19 protein-coding genes are annotated in these 20,281 nt (G+C 45.6%); 7 read left to right on the plus strand and 12 right to left on the minus strand.

Translation table 11 applies throughout. The features are described from left to right. Positions 1-68 precede the first annotated feature (68 nt). The 4 genes from nfuA to AB4209_RS07110 all read left to right on the plus strand — a co-directional run bounded on the left by nfuA (position 69) and on the right by AB4209_RS07110 (position 5,011). Complete coding sequence (gene nfuA / locus AB4209_RS07095) at positions 69-653, plus strand: Fe-S biogenesis protein NfuA (protein WP_004741449.1); 585 nt, start codon at positions 69-71, stop codon at positions 651-653. A gap of 289 nt (positions 654-942) precedes the next feature. After that, positions 943-1,494, plus strand: a complete 552-nt coding sequence (nudE, locus tag AB4209_RS07100) for an ADP compounds hydrolase NudE (RefSeq protein WP_017062476.1) — start codon at positions 943-945, stop codon at positions 1,492-1,494. A gap of 36 nt (positions 1,495-1,530) precedes the next feature. Beyond that, complete coding sequence (cysQ, locus tag AB4209_RS07105) at positions 1,531-2,358, plus strand: 3'(2'),5'-bisphosphate nucleotidase CysQ (protein ID WP_059021843.1); 828 nt, start codon at positions 1,531-1,533, stop codon at positions 2,356-2,358. Positions 2,359-2,515: 157 nt separating this feature from the next. Continuing rightward, entirely contained in the window at positions 2,516-5,011 is a 2,496-nt protein-coding gene (locus tag AB4209_RS07110) for a cadherin-like domain-containing protein (protein ID WP_372055312.1), read from the plus strand. Positions 5,012-5,094: 83 nt separating this feature from the next. Here AB4209_RS07110 and AB4209_RS07115 read toward each other — a convergent pair whose 3' ends face one another. The 12 genes from AB4209_RS07115 to gspC all read right to left on the minus strand — a co-directional run bounded on the left by AB4209_RS07115 (position 5,095) and on the right by gspC (position 16,627). Then, a complete protein-coding gene (locus tag AB4209_RS07115) occupies positions 5,095-5,874 on the minus strand; it encodes a type II secretion system protein N (protein WP_372055313.1) in 780 nt (259 codons plus the stop codon). A 1-nt stretch (position 5,875) separates the two neighbouring features. After that, positions 5,876-6,364, minus strand: a complete 489-nt coding sequence (locus tag AB4209_RS07120) for a type II secretion system protein M (RefSeq protein ID WP_019826466.1) — start codon at positions 6,362-6,364, stop codon at positions 5,876-5,878. Between the two features lie 20 nt (positions 6,365-6,384). Beyond that, positions 6,385-7,614 carry a type II secretion system protein GspL gene (gspL, locus tag AB4209_RS07125; RefSeq protein ID WP_372055315.1) on the minus strand — a complete coding sequence of 410 codons (1,230 nt, stop codon included), beginning with the start codon at positions 7,612-7,614 and terminating at the stop codon, positions 6,385-6,387. After that, positions 7,583-8,632: a type II secretion system minor pseudopilin GspK gene (gspK, locus tag AB4209_RS07130; protein WP_372055317.1), complete on the minus strand. Its 1,050-nt coding sequence runs from the start codon at positions 8,630-8,632 to the stop codon at positions 7,583-7,585. Before gspK ends, gspL begins: the two co-directional genes overlap by 32 nt. After that, positions 8,616-9,383, minus strand: a complete 768-nt coding sequence (gspJ, locus tag AB4209_RS07135) for a type II secretion system minor pseudopilin GspJ (RefSeq protein ID WP_372055319.1) — start codon at positions 9,381-9,383, stop codon at positions 8,616-8,618. The genes gspK and gspJ overlap by 17 nt, the downstream gene beginning before the upstream one ends. Then, positions 9,370-9,765, minus strand: a complete 396-nt coding sequence (gene gspI, locus AB4209_RS07140; protein ID WP_017062483.1) for a type II secretion system minor pseudopilin GspI — start codon at positions 9,763-9,765, stop codon at positions 9,370-9,372. Before gspI ends, gspJ begins: the two co-directional genes overlap by 14 nt. Beyond that, positions 9,752-10,345 (minus strand): type II secretion system minor pseudopilin GspH, encoded by a 594-nt coding sequence (gene gspH, locus AB4209_RS07145; protein ID WP_017062484.1) that lies wholly within the window; start codon positions 10,343-10,345, stop codon positions 9,752-9,754. Before gspH ends, gspI begins: the two co-directional genes overlap by 14 nt. Positions 10,346-10,423: 78 nt before the next feature. Next, positions 10,424-10,867, minus strand: coding sequence for a type II secretion system major pseudopilin GspG (gene gspG, locus AB4209_RS07150; RefSeq protein ID WP_004741459.1), 444 nt, complete (start codon positions 10,865-10,867; stop codon positions 10,424-10,426). An 88-nt stretch (positions 10,868-10,955) separates the two neighbouring features. Continuing rightward, positions 10,956-12,176: a type II secretion system inner membrane protein GspF gene (gene gspF, locus AB4209_RS07155; RefSeq protein WP_372055321.1), complete on the minus strand. Its 1,221-nt coding sequence runs from the start codon at positions 12,174-12,176 to the stop codon at positions 10,956-10,958. Between the two features lies 1 nt (position 12,177). Beyond that, entirely contained in the window at positions 12,178-13,680 is a 1,503-nt protein-coding gene (gene gspE, locus AB4209_RS07160; RefSeq protein ID WP_372055323.1) for a type II secretion system ATPase GspE, read from the minus strand. Continuing rightward, complete coding sequence (gene gspD, locus AB4209_RS07165) at positions 13,680-15,704, minus strand: type II secretion system secretin GspD (RefSeq protein ID WP_372055324.1); 2,025 nt, start codon at positions 15,702-15,704, stop codon at positions 13,680-13,682. The genes gspE and gspD overlap by 1 nt, the downstream gene beginning before the upstream one ends. A gap of 41 nt (positions 15,705-15,745) precedes the next feature. Beyond that, complete coding sequence (gspC, locus tag AB4209_RS07170) at positions 15,746-16,627, minus strand: type II secretion system protein GspC (protein WP_372055326.1); 882 nt, start codon at positions 16,625-16,627, stop codon at positions 15,746-15,748. 330 nt (positions 16,628-16,957) lie between these two features. Here gspC and hslR point away from each other — a divergent pair, with 330 nt between their 5' ends. The 3 genes from hslR (at position 16,958) to pckA (ending at position 20,219) form a co-directional block, all read left to right on the plus strand. Continuing rightward, the gene (gene hslR / locus AB4209_RS07175) at positions 16,958-17,344 is read left to right on the plus strand and encodes a ribosome-associated heat shock protein Hsp15 (RefSeq protein WP_372055328.1); all 387 of its coding nucleotides are present in this window, start codon (positions 16,958-16,960) and stop codon (positions 17,342-17,344) included. An 18-nt stretch (positions 17,345-17,362) separates the two neighbouring features. Then, a complete protein-coding gene (gene hslO, locus AB4209_RS07180; RefSeq protein ID WP_372055330.1) occupies positions 17,363-18,256 on the plus strand; it encodes an Hsp33 family molecular chaperone HslO in 894 nt (297 codons plus the stop codon). Between the two features lie 337 nt (positions 18,257-18,593). After that, positions 18,594-20,219, plus strand: a complete 1,626-nt coding sequence (pckA, locus tag AB4209_RS07185) for a phosphoenolpyruvate carboxykinase (ATP) (RefSeq protein ID WP_017062492.1) — start codon at positions 18,594-18,596, stop codon at positions 20,217-20,219. Positions 20,220-20,281: the final 62 nt, after the last annotated feature.

A 20,281-nucleotide genomic window follows, 5' to 3' on the forward strand; every position in this document is an offset into this window, starting at 1 on the left:
GGCTGAATTACAAATCTGACAGGAGTAGAATGGCGCTAATAACCTACAAATCTACTCAGGTATTCGTCGTGTCAAATATTACTATTACAGAAACAGCTCAAACTCACTTTGCCAATCTGCTGTCACAGCAGCCTGAAGGTACAAACATTCGTGTGTTCGTGGTAAACCCAGGCACACAAAACGCTGAGTGTGGTGTTTCTTACTGCCCAACAGATGCTATCGAAGCGTCTGACACAGAGCTTAAATTCGAAGCTTTCTCTGCATACGTAGATGAGCTAAGCCTACCGTTCCTAGATGAAGCTGAAATTGACTTCGTTACTGACAAAATGGGCTCTCAGCTAACGCTTAAAGCACCAAACGCTAAGATGCGTAAAGTCGCAGACGATGCACCACTTCTAGAACGTGTTGAATACGCAATTCAAACACAAGTTAACCCACAACTTGCTGGTCACGGCGGTCACGTTAGCTTGGTAGAAATCACTGAAGACGGCGCAGCTATTGTAGCATTCGGTGGTGGTTGTAACGGTTGTTCTATGGTTGATGTAACGCTAAAAGAAGGCATCGAGAAAGAACTTCTTCAACAGTTTGAAGGTGAACTGACTGCTGTTCGTGATGCAACTGAGCACGATCGTGGTGAGCACTCTTACTACTAATCACTGATTTAGTGTTAGTTGTTATTTGAAAGGTTGATGCGCAAGCATCAACCTTTTTTGTTATGTGGATAAGCAAGTTAGGACTATCGCGTTCTCTCTATACTCTTTTGCTATACAACCATATTTTCACCTCGTTACCATCTTGAGTAAGGTATTCAAGTGATCGTAATCGATTCCTGCTTCAATAATTTTCGGATATGAAAACTCGGATCTAGGAACTCAAGGTCATTTCCCCTATATTAGAATGACTTTATAAGAAAGAATTCCAATGAGCTAAGGAGCGAGCGCAATGACGAAAAGGACCAAGCCAGAGATTTTGGCTAAACAAACTGTCGCTCAATCAAGACTATTCTCTATCGAGTCTCTCGACTTACGCTTTTCAAACGGCGAAGAGCGCACTTACGAACGCATGAAGCCCAGCGGGCGCAACGCAGTGATGATGGTTCCTATTACTGAGCAAGGCGATATTCTATTAGTACGTGAATATGCAGCGGGAACTGAACGCTACGAACTTGGCTTTCCAAAAGGGCTGATTGATCCAGGTGAGCAGCCAAACGAAGCCGCCGTTCGCGAACTCAAAGAAGAGATAGGCTTCGGTGCCAACAAGCTTACTCCGCTGAAGGAAGTGATCCTTGCACCCTCTTACTTCTCTAGCAAAATGACGCTGTTTATTGCAGAAGACCTCTACCCAGAAAAGCTAGAAGGTGATGAGCCAGAGCCTCTCGATATTGTGCGCTGGCCACTTGCTCAAGCCGAAGAACTGTTAACACATCTCGATTTCTGTGAGGCTCGGAGTATTACAGCCCTGCTTTTAAGCCTTCGTGTATTAAACAATAACTAGAACATTCAGGCTCGCTCTAAGAGTAAGAGAACATTTATGCCAATAACAAAAGATTTGTCTCACCTCCTACCCTCTGTCATTGAGATTGCTCGCTCTGCTGGTCAACTCATCTTAGAGATCTACGAGAAAAAGGATTACGAAGAGTTCATTAAGAGTGATGACACTCCAGTAACCAGTGCCGATCTTGCAGCACATAAGCTGATATTAAAAAAACTCAGTGAATTGACGCCTGATATTCCCGTATTATCCGAAGAAGACGCCGACATCAGCCTAGAGCAACGCTCTCAATGGGATCGCTACTGGTTAGTTGACCCACTGGACGGCACCCAGGAGTTCATCGCACGAAGTGGTGATTTCGCGACAATTATCGCCCTAATCGAGCATAACAAGCCAGTGATGGGCGTGGTATACGCACCCGTTTCAGGTGTGAGCTATTACGCTTACAGTGGCAAAGGCGCTTGGAAGATCCCAGACCTTAATGACAGCGTGAAAATCAAAACGCATCGTCACGAGCTGCCAAACCAGTCAATCGCCATGGCGATCAGCCGTCGCCAAGACATCAATCGCATCACTAGCCGTATGAGCTCAGCATGGAATTATGATTTGGTTCCTCTAGGCTCAGCAGCGCTTAAGGCATGTTTAGTCGCAGAAGGGGCTGTGGATTGTTATCTGCGCCTTGGACCAACCGGAGAATGGGATACCGCCGCAACGCAGTGCATTGTTGAAGAAGCTGGCGGACGTATCTTAAGTACTCAGCTAGAGCCGCTTTCGTACAATGAAAGAGAAACGCTAGAAAACCCGAACTTCATTGTACTCGGTGATGCAGATTTACCGTGGGCAGAAATACTTCAGGGTAAAGATTAGTTTTATCAATTACATAACATTGAGACCTCACCCTAACTTTAAAATATAAAATGTGAATAAAGTTCAATGGGCAACTATTTTCTATACAAATGATTTGATGTTAGTTCCATTCCTATCTATAAAAAGCAACTTAATAATAAATAGGAATGGATACTCCATGAAACGTCTTAGTTTGCTAGCTAGTACCATCGCTCTAATTCTATCAGGATGCGGTAGCGACAGTTCAGATAATAGCCCACAAACACCACCAAGCTCATCATTTGAAATCAACTCTACGGCAAGTACAACCGCCACAGAAGACATTCAATACCAATATCAACTATCAACAAACCATTCAGAACCCGTGGCCTACTCTGCAACCAATATACCTACTGGTATGACTTTAAGCAGTGATGGTTTGCTCACATGGATACCACTAGAAGGTATCCTTACATCTGGTGAGATCACCGTTAAGGCCGTCGCTTCAAGTGATACAAACCTATCTGACACTCAAACATTTTCAATAACTGTAACGCCTGTCAACGACACTCCGGTAGCAGAGACACCATTACAGCTTAATACTAATGAAGATGTTGCTCTTACTATTTCTCATGCAACTCTTCTAAGTAATGTGACAGATGTCGACTCTAGTATTTTAACAATTACAAACTTATCAATTGATAACCCAGCCATAACTATTACAGAAAACAGTGACTCGATTACTCTTACAGCATTGCAAGATTACAATGGCGATGCGAACTTATCTTTTAGTGTTTCAGATGAAGAATTTACTATCAGTAATAGTGGCATTGTAATAATTTCAGCAGTCAACGACCCTGTACAAATAGAGTCTTTTGCTAGCTTAAGTGTAGAAGCTGGTGAATCACTATCTTTTCAAGTTCAAGTCACCGATCCAGACGATGAAAACAATGGTTCTGATATTCAGTTCTCTTTGACCAACGCGCCTAATGGGCTGTCTGTTTCAGAGACCGGAGAACTGACGATATCTTCTTCTGTTCTTGCCTCAATCATTCACGACGACATCGTTTTGAAGGTTCAAGATGGCTTAGAAGATGGCGCCGTAATTGCGCAAAACACTTTCAAACTCTCTGAATTGTTCTACTACACGGTACAAGGTGAAGTCTCTAGCTATTATGAGAATACAGCGATTGAAGATAGCGTCGTCAAAATTTCGAATGATGGAGCTGTTTTAGCCGAAGGAAATTCTAACGCATCAGGTAAATACAGTATTAAGGTATTAGACACTGATTTAGATACCAATAAAGCAATTATTGTATCGGCTGATGCTATAGGCTTTTCTGAAGCTTCAGAATCTAAGCAATTTTCAGATATCGGTACGGCAATAAACTTGTATCTACCGACAATTCACGCAAATGTTAACTTCGATAGTCAAGTCGCTTCAGATCTACAAGTCGATAATGAAACTCTTGTTTCAGTAGAAGCTCAGAGCTTCGTGAACGCGCAAGGGGAAGCCGTAACTGGACAAATTAGTTCCGAACTATTCGTAATCGATCCATCGTTGGATATTGATTTGATGCCTGGCGAAATGGTTACTGAGATTCCTTCAGGAGAAACAGTTCTGATTGAATCTTTTGGTGCGGTCACTGCAACCTTTACTGATAGTGAAGGCAATGAGCTACAATTAGCAGATGGTAAAACCGCACAAGTTAGAATCCCTGCGTCAGGTTCGAATCCACCAGCCACAATCCCACTCTTCTATTACGATGAAGTACAAGGTATTTGGGTAGAAGACGGTACCGCTACTTTAGACGATGGATTCTATGTTGGGGAAGTTACTCACTTCACAACATGGAATGCAGATAGAATTTATGAAACTGTATACGTTGATGGTTGTGTCGTTGACAAAGAAAATCAATCAATTGCCAATGCAAGGATTCGTTCGGAAGGTGTTAACTATAATGGTCGCTCATCTGCCTATAGTGATGCTCAAGGTAACTTTAGAATACCGGTTAGACAAGATAGTACAGTGCTGATCTCTGCAGAAAGCCAGTATCAAAGTCGCACAGAAACTATACACACCGATTCACGTGATGAAACCATGAATGAGTGCTTAACCCTTGATGATGCTACAACCAAGATCCAACTAACCTGGGGACAAAACCCTAGAGACTTAGATACACACTTCTATGGCCCAAATGGTGAAGATGGTCGATTCCACGTTTACTATGGCAATAAGAACTTCAATCAATCTGGCAATAATATTTTCTTAGATGTTGATGATACAAGTAGTTATGGCCCAGAAGTTGTGACCATTCCTGACTTTACTGTTCCTGGAACTTATCGTTATGGCGTATACAAGTACTCTGGAACCGGCGATATTCAGCGCCGAGAGACAAAAGTAGAAATCATTTTAGACGGTAATCGCACTGTGTTTACTCCACCAGAGGGAGATGCAGAACGTTGGTGGTATGTATTTGAAATTGAAGTAAGCGACAACCTAAGTTTCAGCCTAACTCCAATAAATCAATGGTCAACAACTGACCCTGACTCCGCGGCTACTCCTGACTCCGCTACTACTCCTGACTCCGCTACTACTCCTGCTGCAGCTTATAGTAGCCAAGTCCTGAAATCATCTCAGCCAACGCAAAACTACGCAGAAAAAATGCTAGAAAGTAAATACTACGCTGACTAGTGTCCCCCCCCCTGATAAACCAAAGGGCGATAGAATTTAATTCTACCGCCCTTTCTCTTACTCGTTCACTTTTTAACAAAGCACTAAAAACGGCCTTGATAAGTAAACTGGTACTTACCTTGGCTATCAGGGTTGCCCAACCACTTAAGCTGACTCTGCATTGCTGGCGGGAATTCCGCCCCCGGCTTAAACCATGCTGCCAACGTGTAGCGTTGGTTAGGTGTTAGGCTCGCTGAGAACTCACTGTCTACCTGATCGCTCTTCTGAGTGCCTTTCGCTGCAATTGTGCTGTCTTCACAGGTTATGTCCGCAATCACAGGACCAAGGTCTAACGAACCAACAGGAGAGTCGACTGCGGCACCAGACCAAGCCAATGTACCTTCGCCAGATTGACACCAAGGCTGAGCGTGAACCGCATGCTTAATCGTCAGTTCAACTTGCCCACCAATAGAAACCGGTACTGGAATGGCTAGAGCGTATTTCATCACGTTCATAGCAGGCATTGAAGCCACTAAGTTTTCTGCATATGCGCCGCTCATGCTGTACCCGACACGCCCTTTACCTGATAAATTCATGTCACTGTTACGACCAAAACGAACCGCCAGTTCTGCTTTGGCTTGGAATAACTTAGAAAACTGGAAATCCCACTGCACTGAACCGTAATTAATGCGCTGCCACACGATGTTGTTAGCGCTGCCTTGCCAAATGGTGCCCTCAACGCCTTCGATACTCAAACCGCGCACAGCAGGTGCCTGCTTTAGAGCAAAAGAAGCCGGCAAGTGCAGCAACAAACTGACCGAGAAAAAGACGATAAAGATGCCACTGAAGAGCAGGCCATACTTAAAAGATAAACCGCGTTTCACATTAACCTCGTTTAAACTGTAGTCGGTTGACGTCAATAACCCCTGGGTTATCAGAGCGATCAATATCCATAAACTCGACCTCAACACCCTGTTTTTCTTTCAGGTATGTAAGCCAGTCAACGAACTTATTAAAAGGCACAGGTTTTACCCACACTTGCAACATCTCGCCACGTGGTTGCACACGTATCAGCTCGATATTAAAGCGACGCATAGAAGCAGGCACAGATTGATTCAGAGGTTGACTGGCACTAATGCCGCCACTGCCTCGTAGCTCAACCACTTCATTGGCTTTATTGGTTACCCAAGCCAGTAGTTGCTTCTCGCTTTGAATGCGGGTCTGCGCAAGTTCAGCTCGCTGACTGAGTGGCTGGATTAGCCCCCAATAAACGACACCGACCACCAATAGAATTGAGCAACCAATCACTAATCGTTGCTCTCTTTGACTTATTGAAGTCCACCACGCTTGGAGTGGCTCAATCATATTTCTCATCACTGATCTCCTTACGCAGGTTATTGATGGGGTTTAAGAGTAAAGCTGCCAAATACGGCATCGCCATTACGGTTTAATGGACCTTGTTCGACGGTAAATTTCTCTTCGAGCTTCACTCTTGCGGTCTCAAAATGTTGGAAGTCAGAGCTTTTCGCCTGGAGTCGAATCTCAGAACGATTACCATCGTAGCGAATGCTTTCGACTTCAATTGATTTCACCTGACCTAAGGTTTCAGGCAGCAATGCTAACCAACCCAATAAAGAATCACCATCGCCTGAGCCGCCATATTTCTTGGCTTCATCGTTCATCTGACGCTTAAGGTAGCTGACCGTCGGAATACGTTGCTTGCCCGGAAGTACGCTTCTAAAAATACGTTCACTCTCCGTTCGGTACGCTTCGGCTTGTGCTTCGTACTGCTGAACCTTTAAGACTTGCTGAGTGACGATCACCGCCACCAGCAAACAAGCTGCGATCGCTACTTTTTGCCATACACGCCAGTACTTACTGAATGAAGATTTGGTTTTAAAGGTGCCAGTCAGTAAGTTTACGCCACTTGTAATGGCTTGTTGGCTCAGTAAAGACATCACCAGTTCCGCAGGTTTAGCTTGCCACTCAATGCCACTTTGCAGTTGAACGTCATCACTTGGCAGTGCGGTGTAGCTAAAAATCGTTGGTGATTGCTCTTCGTCATCTAAGGCAACCCAATCGCTTTGTAAGAACATCGCTAGCCACGCCTCATTGATCGACACTGCTTGATAGTTGCTTTGACGCAATAACCAATGTTGGTCGATCTGCAGCGCACTGATGCCCTGATCTTCTAAAGGCAACGCTAAGGTATCAGGCAATACTTTACGAAAGATAATGTTCGCTTCGCGGAAAGTATCCAGCGCCTGCTTAAGCCAATCACGTTCCACACCACACACTGTCGCGTGCGTTGCGTCTTTCTCTAAAATAGTCAGGTGTAAGTCTTCGATATCTTGTGCGACTTCGTCTTCTAATAAAAACGGCAGCATAGAATCGAACTGGCGAGCAGCACCTTTCGGGATCTCAACACGCTTAATTAAGCATTCATTTCCCGGCAATAAAGCGATACAGCTACGCTTTTCAGCGTAAGGCGTTAACTCATCCAGCTGCTCCCAGCTAGACAGTTCGCCACTTGCTATCACTTCTTGTTGGCTTGTCGACCAAACTAACCACTGCACAGGGCTTTGTGGTTCGCTACTCAGTCGAACGGTCAGAAACTCGCTCACTGATTCCTCCAAAACGACGGCGTACTACCGTCACTGTTTCTCGATTACTACTATAGAAAAGCGTCCGTATACGTACACGTGACTGCTCAACTAATACCTCTGCATCTAGCTCAAAATAGGCGCTATCTACAGTTAAATATGCTTTCGCTTTTTTGCTGACTTCGGCACTCACACCCACAATAGCAGGCTCAGCCATAAACGCATCCACCGTATCCCAACCATCGAATGGGCGTTTGTCTATCAGCTGTTTGGCATCCGATTCACTTAAGCCGGGGGCAAACATCGCTTCCAATAACGGCGCCTGCTTTTCCGTAAGAGTATTCACATTCAAACGGAAATCGTCGCTCGGCAAAGCACAAACAAAGGGGCGAACCTTATTCATCACCTCACCCGTGACTTGATAAACCGCGCGTAGCTCGGACTCATCGGCCATTAAGCCATTCGCTGCCAAATAAGATGGCTTCATCGCCTCATAAGTACTGTCTTCGACACCTGCTGAAGAGGTGGTTCGGGTATCACTATCAACAAATTCCCAGCTTGAATGTGCGATAACCTCGGCCTGATAAGGCTCAATATCTTGGTTTTCCAACAAGGTTTGCCAAACCGTAATTAAATAAGGTGTTTGGTTACTTGAAGTCGTCGCCACACCAGCCAACGCATTGAGATTAAAACATGCCTGAGCATCAACAATACGGCCTTTAACTTGACCATAATCCAACGGGTATACCTGTTCTTCTAACGCCCATGGTTGACTCAAGTTGACGGTATCACTGTCTTTGTAGCTTTGCCTAATGCCGTCTTGCACCAGCGCTTCGACACCAATGCTGTACCAGTAAGCCTGTTGGTAACTCAGTTGATTGCCCACGCGCTTAAATTGAGTAAACAGGCGTTCCGACATACTGCCTGCGATGGTTGCCATTATCGCCAGTAGCATCAGGATAATGATCAGCGCAACACCTCGCTGCTTGCGCCCCATGGCAGACCTTGTCAGTGCAAACTTATTAGTTCGATGAGTCATTATTCCCCTCATTACTACTTGAAGAGTCACTGTTTGAAGAATCATCGGCCTGATCTAGCGTGCCACCAGGGGTGAGATAAATACGCTCTATCTCACCATAATCTTTCAAGGTTAGCTTTAACCTTACCGCTTTCGGTAGCGATTTGTCGGCTTGCCACTCTTTCCCCCAGCGGCTTCCGTCATAAAACTCGAATTCCAAGCTTTCAACATCATCAAGCAAAGGCGTAATCACACCCTCTTGGCCTGCAGGGGTATCGGGGTAGCGCCACCACACACGCTCAAGCGTTTCTTCTTTAATGCGGTAACCCACTTTGGTGACTTCTCCGCGAGGAAACTGCTGCTGTGGGTTATGCCAGCCAAGGCGAGTAAACATGATGCCAACGCTGTCGGAATCCAGTAAATACTCTTTAATTAAGATCAGCTTAGATGATGCTTCTTCACCGTTGGTACGAAATTGTCGTACCGCCATCTGGCGAAAATCATTATCTAAAATGACTAAGCTACGTTGCAGTTGATTTAAACGAGCACTACGCTCGATTGAAAGCTCGTTGCTGCGCTGAACCTGATTGACTACCTGATAAGCCGCCATGCTTAACGTGGCAAAGATAGCGATCGAGACCAAAACCTCAATTAAGGTAAAGCCTCTCCCGTTCGAAGATAGACCTTGTGTACGAGACACACGCTTATTGGCGGACATGCTCTTACTTAGCGACTTGCTCTGAGCTAACGACACGCTTTTACTTGACCACATAGCTGCGCACCGTGACCACTGGAGAAGCTTGTTTACTGGTTGCCACACTCACATCAAACGCCTTTAATAAATCATCGCTAGTATCGATTGGCGTGACCTTCCAAAACCACTCTCTCTCGGCCAACTCTTGTGTGCCCTGCGCTTTTTTTAGCTTCTCAGGATGCAGCATCACCAAAGCCATTTGATTATCAACGACCATAGCCGCGAAGGTTTTTTCTTCGAGATAACTGAGGGTATTGATGTGCTGAGTAACAGCACGAATCACACTGATCGCCGCAGTCGCAAAGATAGCGAGCGCAACCAATACCTCAAGCAGCGTCATTCCTCGAGAACCAAGGGGCATACCACGAAAACGATAAGGAGAACGGTTATTCCTCTTCATCTTCTTCTCCCGGTTCTAGCAGTCGAATCACACCATTGTCCAATACTCGAATACGCCAACCATCTTGTATGGTGTCTCCGGTATTTGGATAAAACGACAATACAAATGGCGTCATTTCAGCACTCGACAAGATGTAGATCTGTGGTGGTTTCGGCTTCTTTTCCTCTTCAAGATCAGCAAACATATCTTCATCAAACAAGCTTCCTGGGTTGAACAACCGATCATCGTCTTCCCATGCGCCACCACCTAAGGTCAGTGACAATGCGAGTTCTTCCGGTAGTTCAGTTAAAGAGGGGATTTTTTCAAAATCGACTTCTTGCCAGCCTTCAGACTTAAGCGCCATCAGTACATAGGTCGATTTCTTTTCATCAACTCGAACGCCAAAATCTAAGCCGCTCAAAATAGCCTCTTCATTGAGTAATTGAACTCGCTGATAAAAGCTTTGAGCGTATTTTTTAGCAACATCTTTGCTATTGGTAGGAATGGTCGCGATCACCGCAACCGCCGTTACTGACAGTAGTACCAACACCAAGAGAATCTCAATCAAGGTGAAACCTGGCTGTGTTTGCTTAGTTTTCACCTTTAGACTCCATCTGTTTACGTCCTACCATCAATAACGTATCAAGCATCAATAACGAATCAAACAATAAGCTGAAGCTTATTGGAAATCCTGCATGTTCCAGTTGCCGATATCCGCCGCAATACCTTCACCACCTTCTTGGCCATCAGCACCAAGAGTGAAAATATCAATAGTGCCGTTATCACCAGGGCTTAGGTATTGGTACTCGTTACCCCATGGGTCGTTTGGCAGACGCTTGATGTAGCCACCGTCGCGGTAGTTACGAGGCTCTGGGCTGCTTGGCTTAGAAACCAATGCATCAAGACCTTGATCCGTTGTTGGGTAAACGCTGTTATCCAGTTTGTACATATCTAGCGCGTTCTCTAACGCCACGATATCAGTGATGGCTTTTTGTTGGTCTGCCTTCTCTTTATTACCCAATAGGTTAGGTACAACAAAGCTCGCCAATACGCCAAGGATAACCACAACAACCATCACCTCGAGTAGAGTAAAGCCTGATTGTTTCTTCATTTTATTTTTCATTATTTTCTCCAAATTACAGACAGCGAGTTGAAGGTAATAATGTCCTTCTTCTCGTTAATCCAAAAACTAACGTCTTATAAGCGGTAGGTTAGCCGCTCATCAAATTATTCATTTCAAGCATCGGCATCAGAGTCGCCATCACAATGAACAGTACTAAGCCTGCCATCAAAGCGATAAGTGCTGGCGTAAAGATACCTAATGCGATATTCACGGTCGATTCAAAGCTTTGATCCTGGTTATCTGCCGCTCTTGTTAGCATTTGCTCTAACTGACCACTCTGCTCACCACTGGCGATCATATGCAGCATCATTGGAGGGAAGAGTTTGGTTTGATCGAGCGCTTTACGCAGGCTTGCCCCTTCTCTAACACTGTCTGACGCCTGCAGTACTTGTTGCTTCACATGGTGATTCGACATTACATCAACCGCAACCTTCATCCCCTCAAGGATAGGAATCGCACTCGAGGTACAGATAGAGAGTGTTCGTGCAAAACGAGAGGTATTAATTCCTTTCGCGATCTTGCCGATCAGTGGAATGCTTAATAGCTTGCGATCCCAACTCATGCGAACACCCGGCTTTTTCAGAGCGGTCTTAATCAACACAATCACACCGATGATCAACAACAGTAATTGGATGCCCCAATTCTGGATAAATTCACTCGATGCCAATAAAAATTGTGTCGATTGAGGAAGTTCTTGGCCCATTTGGATAATCGGTTCAACGATCTTAGGTACCACGGTTGCCAGCAGGAACGAAACAATCGTCACCGCAAACACCACCAGCACCACAGGGTAGATCATCGCTTGCAGCAACTTAGAGCGCATCTTCTGACGGTTTTCTGCGTAATCAGCCAGTCGCTCCAATACCGCATCTAAGTGACCCGATTTCTCACCAGCCGCGACCATGGCTCTAAACAGTTCATCAAAGACATGTGGGTAATCAGCCAAGCTATCGGCTAGCGAATAACCTTCCGTTACCTTCGAACGAACCGCCAGTAACATGGTTCGAATACGTGGCTTTTCAGATTGCTCCGCCACGGCTTTCAAGCACTCTTCTAGCGGCATGCCTGATTGCACCAAGGTGGAAATTTGGCGAGTAATCAAAGCAAGGTCTGGCGTGCTGATACCACGCTTAAAGCTGGTCGAAGGCTGTGCACCTTTCGTCGTTTTAGCTTTAGCTTCGGTCATCTCAACCGGCATCAAGCCTTGTTCTTTTAAGCGCTGGCGAGCCTGACGAGCGTTATCCGCTTCAATCGAGCCCTTTTTGCTCTTACCCTTGGCATCCAGTGCTTTGTATTCAAATGCCGCCATACTAGACTTCCTTGGTCACGCGCATCACTTCTTCTAGGGACGTTACCCCTTTCAGAACTTTGCTCAAGCCATCATCTCGAATACTTGGTGTTGTGCCACGAATTGCTTTCTCAATTGCCTGTTCGCCAGCTTCACTGTGAATCAGCTCTTGTACCGAATCGTCAATCATCAGGAGTTCATGAATACCGGTACGGCCTCGATAGCCTTTGTGACTGCAGCTTTCACACCCTTTGGCATGGTAAAGCGTTAGGCTGTCTTTCTTCTTCAACCCAAACAGTTTTTTCTGTTCTTTATCCGCTTCGTAAGGTTCTTTACAGTCGTTACACAGGGTGCGAACCAAGCGCTGAGCCAAAACACCCAGCAGCGAAGAAGAGATCAAGAAGGGTTCGATGCCCATATCACGCAGACGTGTAATCGCACCAACGGCAGTATTGGTATGCAGAGTCGACATAACTAAGTGACCGGTCAAAGAGGCTTGGACAGCGATCTCTGCGGTTTCCAAATCACGGATCTCACCAATCATGACCACATCAGGATCTTGACGAAGAATGGCACGTAAACCACGCGCAAAGGTCATATCAACCTTAGGGTTCACTTGTGTTTGACCAATGCCATCGATATCGAATTCGATCGGGTCTTCAACGGTTAAAATGTTTCGTTCATTGCTGTTGAGTTCTTGCAGGCCTGCGTACAGGGTCGTCGATTTACCTGAACCTGTCGGGCCGGTCACCAAGATAATGCCGTGTGGGCGCTGAATCAGCTTACGGAAGTTTTCATGGTTTTCTGCTGTCATACCTAAACTGTGCAAGTCTAGACGAGTGGCGTTTTTGTCCAACAGACGCATTACCACACGCTCACCGTGCGAAGAAGGCATGGTTGAAACACGAACATCAACCGCTCGGCCACCAATACGCAAAGAAATACGACCATCTTGTGGCACGCGTTTTTCCGCAATATCCAATTTAGCCATAACCTTTACACGTGACACGAGCAGCGGAGCCAGTTTACGGCTCGGCGCCAACACATCACGTAACACACCATCAATACGGAAACGGATCGACAGTGATTTCTCAAAGGTTTCGATGTGTATATCCGAAGCACCCTCTTTGATCGCCTCACCCAGCATCGCATTGATTAACTTGATGATTGGTGCATCATCTTCTGATTCAAGTAAGTCTTCGTCTTGAGGCAGTTCTTCCGCTAGTGAGAAGAAATCATCACTATCAGCACCAATGTCTTCCATGAGCTGACGAGCTTCCGACGAGTCACGCTGATAAGCATCGGTCAGTTTTTTATCAAACTCATCGAGAGTAATCGCTTGTGGCGTGAAACCATTTTTCACAACACGACTCACTTCAATGATCGCCGCCGATTTCAGTGGCTCAACATAATAAAGTATCGGTGCGCGCTCTGGATGTTGATACTCCAACACCATCTTATAGCGATTCGCAAAGCTAAACGGCAAGCGCTGATAAGTACGTGCCGCCCCTACCAATTCAGCCATTATTCTGTTTCCATCTGATCAATGAAGGCTTGAAGTTCAGCCGGGTAATTCATGCTTTCGCCAAATTTAGGCAATACCGGGATGTTATCGTCTGCCATTAATTTCAGTCCTTGCTCAGCCTTGTACAACTGCTCAGCACGGATGAAGTTGTATTTACGCTGCGTGATACCATCGGCTGTCATACCATCACGAATAATGGTTGGTTTGATGAAGACCATTAGGTTCTTTTTCTCAACCTGAGTACTGGTTGATTTGAACAGGTGTCCTAGAACAGGGATATCGCCCAAGAACGGCACCTTAGATTCACTTTCCAGCGCTCGCTCGTCAATCAAGCCACCCAGCACCAGCATTTGACCGTCTTGAACAATCACTGACGTATTTAGCTGACGCTTAGCAAAACGAACATCTACTGCCCCGTTTGCGCCTAATACGTTCGATACTTCTTGTTCTATTTGCAGCTGAACCGAGTCACCTTCGTTGATTTGTGGCACCACTTTAAGCTTGATACCCACTTCTTTACGATCGACCGTTTGGAATGGGTTATCATTACTTGAACCCGCAGTTGATCCCGTTAGAACCGGAACCTCTTCACCCACAATGAACGACGCTTCGCCGTTATCCATAACTGTAATGCTAGGAGAAGACAGAATGTTTGAGTTGGAGTCGGTCGCTACCGCACTGATCAGCGCAGTCCAATCACCCATCACCACACTCATTGCGGCACCATTAACGCCAGAAAGTGCAGAAGCCAAGGTTGAATAGTCACCAGCTTCTGTAGTCGTCTCATTACGCACAAAGTCGCCGTTATCGTCATAGACTGCAGTGGTCGTTTCAGTATCTTTCGCTTCTTCTAGGCCCACCATTACACCACCAATCGATGCACCAGTATTGCTGTACTGAATCATAGCGCCCGTTTCTAGATTACCCCATTGCACACCAAGGTTAACACCGTCACCTTCTGCCATTTCAACAATCAAGGCTTCGATCAATACCTGAGCACGACGAATATCTAACTGGGCAATAACATCTTGTAGAGCATTCATGATGTCTGGCTGCGCTGTAATTACCAAAGAGTTGGTATCACTGTGAGCTGAGATCATTACTTGGTTGCGTTGCGATGAACTGCCTTTGGTTGATGATTGTTTCTCTTGTTGCAGGTTATCCGACACGCCTTTCAGTACATCGACTAAGTCTTCTGCTTTTGCATACTTAAGATAAATAACTTGGTTGTTGCCCTTGGTTGCCATTTCGACATCAAGCTGTTCAATCAGCTTTCTTAAACGGCTACGTACCTTAGGGTCACCGGAAATAAGAATTGCATTAGTACGCTCATCGGCAACCAATTTAGGCTGTAGAAATGCAGGCGTATTCTTCGCATCTGTGGTTTTGCTTAGTGCGTCAACAATACGCACCATCTCTGCTGCTGAAGCGTTCTTTAGCTCAACAACTTCAATCTCTTTATCACCAGCTTGGTCAACACGCTTGATGATTTCAGCTAAACGGTTTACTACCGCCGCTCGGCCTGTAATAAGGATGATGTTGGCTGGGTCGTAGTGCACAACGTTACCCGCGCCAGCATTGTCGTTCAGTTGACGAAGCAGAGGAGAAAGTTCACGAACCGAGACGTTACGAACCGTCACTACGCGTGTCACTACGCTATCACCAGTGATCGAATCACGGTCACCAACAACGGGGATCGCCGAGGTTTTAGAATCTTTGGCTTTGATGATCTTAAGAACACCCGAGTCCATTTCGACGACTGCATAGCCATACACCTCTAGTACGTTTAAGAAGAAGCTGTAATATTGCTCTTCATTCAATACGTCGTAACTGCGTACATCGATTTTTCCGCGCACCGATGGATCAACGATGATGGTCTTCTCTAGGTTACGACCAACAATATTAATAAACTCTTGAATGTCAGTGCCCTTAAAGCTGGCACTAAAATCACTCGCGATGGCTGCGGGTGTGCAGATTAAGCTTCCTGCCAATAACCATGCACTTTTCTTAAACCAATGCTTCACGTACTTCTCCTACACTTTCGTCCTTCGTTAGACGCAAAGTTTTAAAATTCAATAAACACTTCATGTTGTTGACCATCTCTCTCGACGACGAGGTTTAGCTCTGTCAGCTCGGAGATAGAACGGAATATGTTGCCCATAGCGGCGGGGTCAGTCAGGTCTTGACCATTTAACTGAGTAGCAATATCTCCGTTTTGGAGCCCTACTGAGTTAAAAAGTTCTGAATCTTTGCCAGGGCTCACGCGATAACCAATAACGCTATCGTCGCGCTTCACCTGAGACAGTCGAACATATTGGAAGATTTGTTGCGGATCTTTCATTATCTTCGCTTTAATTTCATCAAGCTTCTCTTCTGCAGAAGCCGGGTTATTACCACGAACTGAAGAAGAGCTACGAGGTGCTGCAGGCGCTGATACGGCCAAACGCTTGTACTCAATACCTTCAAGCATCAAGGTTTCGTCTCGTCCTGAGTTATCAATGATCACGCGATCGATTAATACCGCTTTTAGCTTGGCTCGGGTGCCTTCAATCTCTTCATTAATCCCGTAGGTCGCTTGCGTGCCGCGATTGGCGATCACCGCTAAGCTCAGTTTTGGATTTGAGCTCGCGACTGCACCCACTAAAACGAGGTTTAAACGCGTCTTAGGCGCATCTTGGATAACTTGCTGTTCAACCACAGCGGGCGTGCTTGGGTTATAAGCACCAAACATGTTGCTCCGCTGCAAAGAAGAGATATCAAGGGTCGATTGAGGTGCTGAAGACGATGAAGCCGTTGCTACCCAAGGCACGAAAGTTTGCTCAGCAGGTTCGATAAACCATGCAAGCTGTCCTAAAATCCATGCGGAAGCTGTAATCAATACACAACAGGTGACTAAGCTTAGTTTCTGCTGAAGTACAAATCCATTCTCTAATAAGCGACTCAACACAGGAGAATTTCCTACGTGACTTTTGATATCTAAAAAGTTCACTTTAACCAACCCTTCCAATAACTAAGAAAACTGTAACTTACTAAACTTTCAGCTTTTTTGTTCATACATCCTATTCAGGCTTATTTAAAGCACAGGGTCGCAAACTATATCATAGACAACCTGTAAATCTTCATAACCTGCGCTATTTTGCAATCTTCCTTGAAAAAAAAGCCCATCGCCTCCACATAAACTTCTACTTAATGTGATAAGCATCATCAAAAACATGTTGCGCACTGTTCATTACAGTTAAACCGCATTCATTTCTCACTTAATAAGGCACAGCCCTATATGAAAACTGCTAATGAAGCTGTCAGACTCGATAAATGGTTGTGGGCAGCTCGTTTTTACAAAACCCGGTCTATTGCTCGCAACATGGTCGATGGTGGCAAAGTCCACTATAATGGTCAGCGCAGCAAGCCAAGTAAAATTGTCGAACTTGGGGCTGTGATTACACTGCGCCAAGGTAATGAAGAAAAGACGGTAACGATCGAGAAAATCTCTGCCCATCGCGGTGGAGCTCCGATCGCTCAAACCCTCTATAAAGAAACCACCGAGAGTTTGGCAAAAAGAGAAGAGTTTGCACAACAGCGCAAGCTAAATGCTCATAGCCCAGCACCAGAACGTCGCCCAGATAAAAAGCAACGTCGTGACATCATCAAGTTCAAGACTCAATAAGCTAGAAGGAATAGCCAAATGGCAGACCCAATGTCTACAAGTAATGTTTTAAATCGCTACCTATTTGAAGACCTATCAGTACGTGGTGAATTGGTACAGATGGACGAAGCGTACCAACAGATTATTTCTAGCAAGGAATACCCAGCTCCAGTACAAAAGCTGTTGGGTGAGCTACTGGTTTCAACGACGCTACTAACGGCGACCCTAAAGTTTGAAGGTTCTATCACGATGCAGCTGCAAGGTGACGGCCCAGTATCTCTAGCAGTTATCAATGGCGATCACGATCAGAAGATCCGTGGTGTTGCTCGCTTTGAAGGCGATATCGCAGACGACGCAGGTCTACACGCCCTAATGGGTAAAGGTCATCTAGTGATCACTATCGATCCTAAGAAAGGTGAGCGTTACCAAGGTATCGTTGGTCTTGAAGGTGACACGCTTGCACAAGTGCTTGAAGGCTACTTCGCCAACTCTGAACAGCTTAAGACTCGTCTATGGCTGCGCACTGGCGAGCATGAAGGCAAAGCACACGCTGCAGGTATGTTGCTACAAGTAATGCCTGACGGCACCGGTACTCCAGACGACTTCGAGCACCTAGAGCAACTAACAGACACCGTGAAAAACGAAGAGCTATTCACTCTAGAAGCGAACGAACTGCTTTACCGTTTGTACAACCAAGAGAAAGTACAGCTATTCACACCACAACCGGTTGAGTTCTTCTGTGGCTGTTCACGCGATCGAAGTGCAGCAGCAATCATTACTGTTGCTCAAGAAGAGATCTACGACATCCTAAGCACCGAAGGAAGCGTTGGTCTACACTGCGATTACTGTGGCACAGACTACTCGTTCGACAAGAATGATGTTGATGCACTGTACGCAGAAGCAGCAGATAAAGGCAGCAATACGGTTCATTAATTTACGGCGTACCAAAAACACGTAATTTACCCCAAAAAGGTCAGCCCTCAGCTGGCCTTTTTTGTGATCAAAATAGCGCAAACTCCGTAACATCTCGTAATAAAATCACCGCTTAATTTTAATCAATTAATAATGTTCTCGCCCCTAGCGCAAAGGTTTGCGTACAGGATAGACTAGTTGGGCCAATATGTGACGAGACGCTTAAAACCCCATGGCTAATATGGATATTTTTTGAGCTATATCCCTGTTTCCCCCGAGTCTCGTTGCTAGCATGGTGAGCAGATAACAATAAAAAATTAATACAAAATCCCTACAAAATATCCTACAAGGAGCACCTATGACCGTTATGGAACATACAAAGGCTGCACAAATTGATCTAACTAAGCACGGACTGACTGGCGTTACTGAAGTTCTTCGTAATCCTAGCTACGAGCAGTTATTCGTTGAAGAAACACTGCCAGGTTTGGAAGGCTACGAAAAAGGCGTAGTAACGGAACTAGGCTCTGTTGCGGTAGACACTGGTATCTTTACTGGCCGCTCACCAAAAGATAAGTACATTGTTAAAGATGACACGACCCGCGATACCATGTGGTGGTCAGATCAAGGCAAAAATGACAACAAACCGATTACAACTGAAGTATGGAATGAGCTGAAAGAGCTTGTGACAACTCAGCTATCTGGCAAGCGCCTGTTTGTCATCGACGGTTATTGTGGTGCTAACCCTGATACGCGCTTAAGCGTGCGTATTATCACTGAAGTAGCGTGGCAAGCGCACTTCGTTAAGAACATGTTCATTCGTCCAACTGACGAAGAGCTAGCAACGTTCGAACCTGATTTCGTGGTAATGAACGGTGCTAAAACAACTAACCCTAACTGGGAAAAGCAGGGTCTAAACTCTGAAAACTTCGTTGCTTTCAACCTAACAGAGCGCGTTCAAATCATCGGTGGTACTTGGTACGGCGGTGAGATGAAGAAAGGCATGTTCGCAATGATGAACTACCTGCTTCCTCTGCAAGGCATTGCTTCAATGCACTGTAGTGCAAACGTCGGCGAGAAAGGCGATGTAGCCATCTTCTTCGGTCTATCTGGTACAGGTAAAACTACGCTTTCAACCGATCCTAAGCGTGAGCTAATCGGTGATGATGAGCACGGTTGGGATGACGATGGTATCTTCAACTTCGAAGGTGGTTGTTACGCGAAGACGATTCGTCTATCTAAAGAAGCAGAACCTGAAATCTACAATGCAATCCGTCGTGATGCACTACTAGAAAACGTAACAGTTCGTGGTGATGGTTCTATCGATTTTGATGACGGTTCAAAAACTGAGAACACTCGTGTTTCTTACCCGATTCACCACATCGATAACATCGTTAAACCAGTATCAAAAGCCGGTCACGCTCAAAAGGTTATCTTCCTGACTGCTGATGCATTCGGTGTACTGCCACCCGTTTCTAAACTGACTCCAGAGCAAACGAAGTACCACTTCCTATCTGGCTTCACTGCAAAACTAGCGGGCACTGAGCGTGGTATTACTGAGCCAACGCCAACGTTCTCTGCTGCATTTGGTGCGGCATTCTTAACTCTCCACCCAACTCAGTACGCTGAAGTGCTTGTGAAGCGTATGGAAGCAGCTGGCGCTGAAGCTTACCTAGTGAACACAGGTTGGAACGGTACTGGTAAACGTATCTCTATCCAAGATACGCGAGGCATCATCGACGCTATCCTAGATGGCTCAATCGACAACGCTGAAACTAAGGTTATCCCTATGTTTAACCTAGAAGTGCCACTAGCGCTGCACGATGTTGACCCAGCGATCCTTGACCCACGCGATACGTACACTGACCCTCTACAATGGGAAAGCAAAGCGAAAGATCTAGCCGAGCGCTTCATCAACAACTTTGATAAGTACACAGACAACGCTGAAGGTAAGTCACTGGTTGCAGCTGGTCCTCAACTGGACTAATCCAACCATCTGCTCGGGCTTAGCCAAAAGCAAACGCCCAATTTAAAATGATATTTTTGTAG

Origin of the sequence: Vibrio sp. 10N.286.48.C11 (genome assembly GCF_041469805.1) — a bacterium.
Lineage (GTDB): Bacteria > Pseudomonadota > Gammaproteobacteria > Enterobacterales > Vibrionaceae > Vibrio > Vibrio crassostreae_C.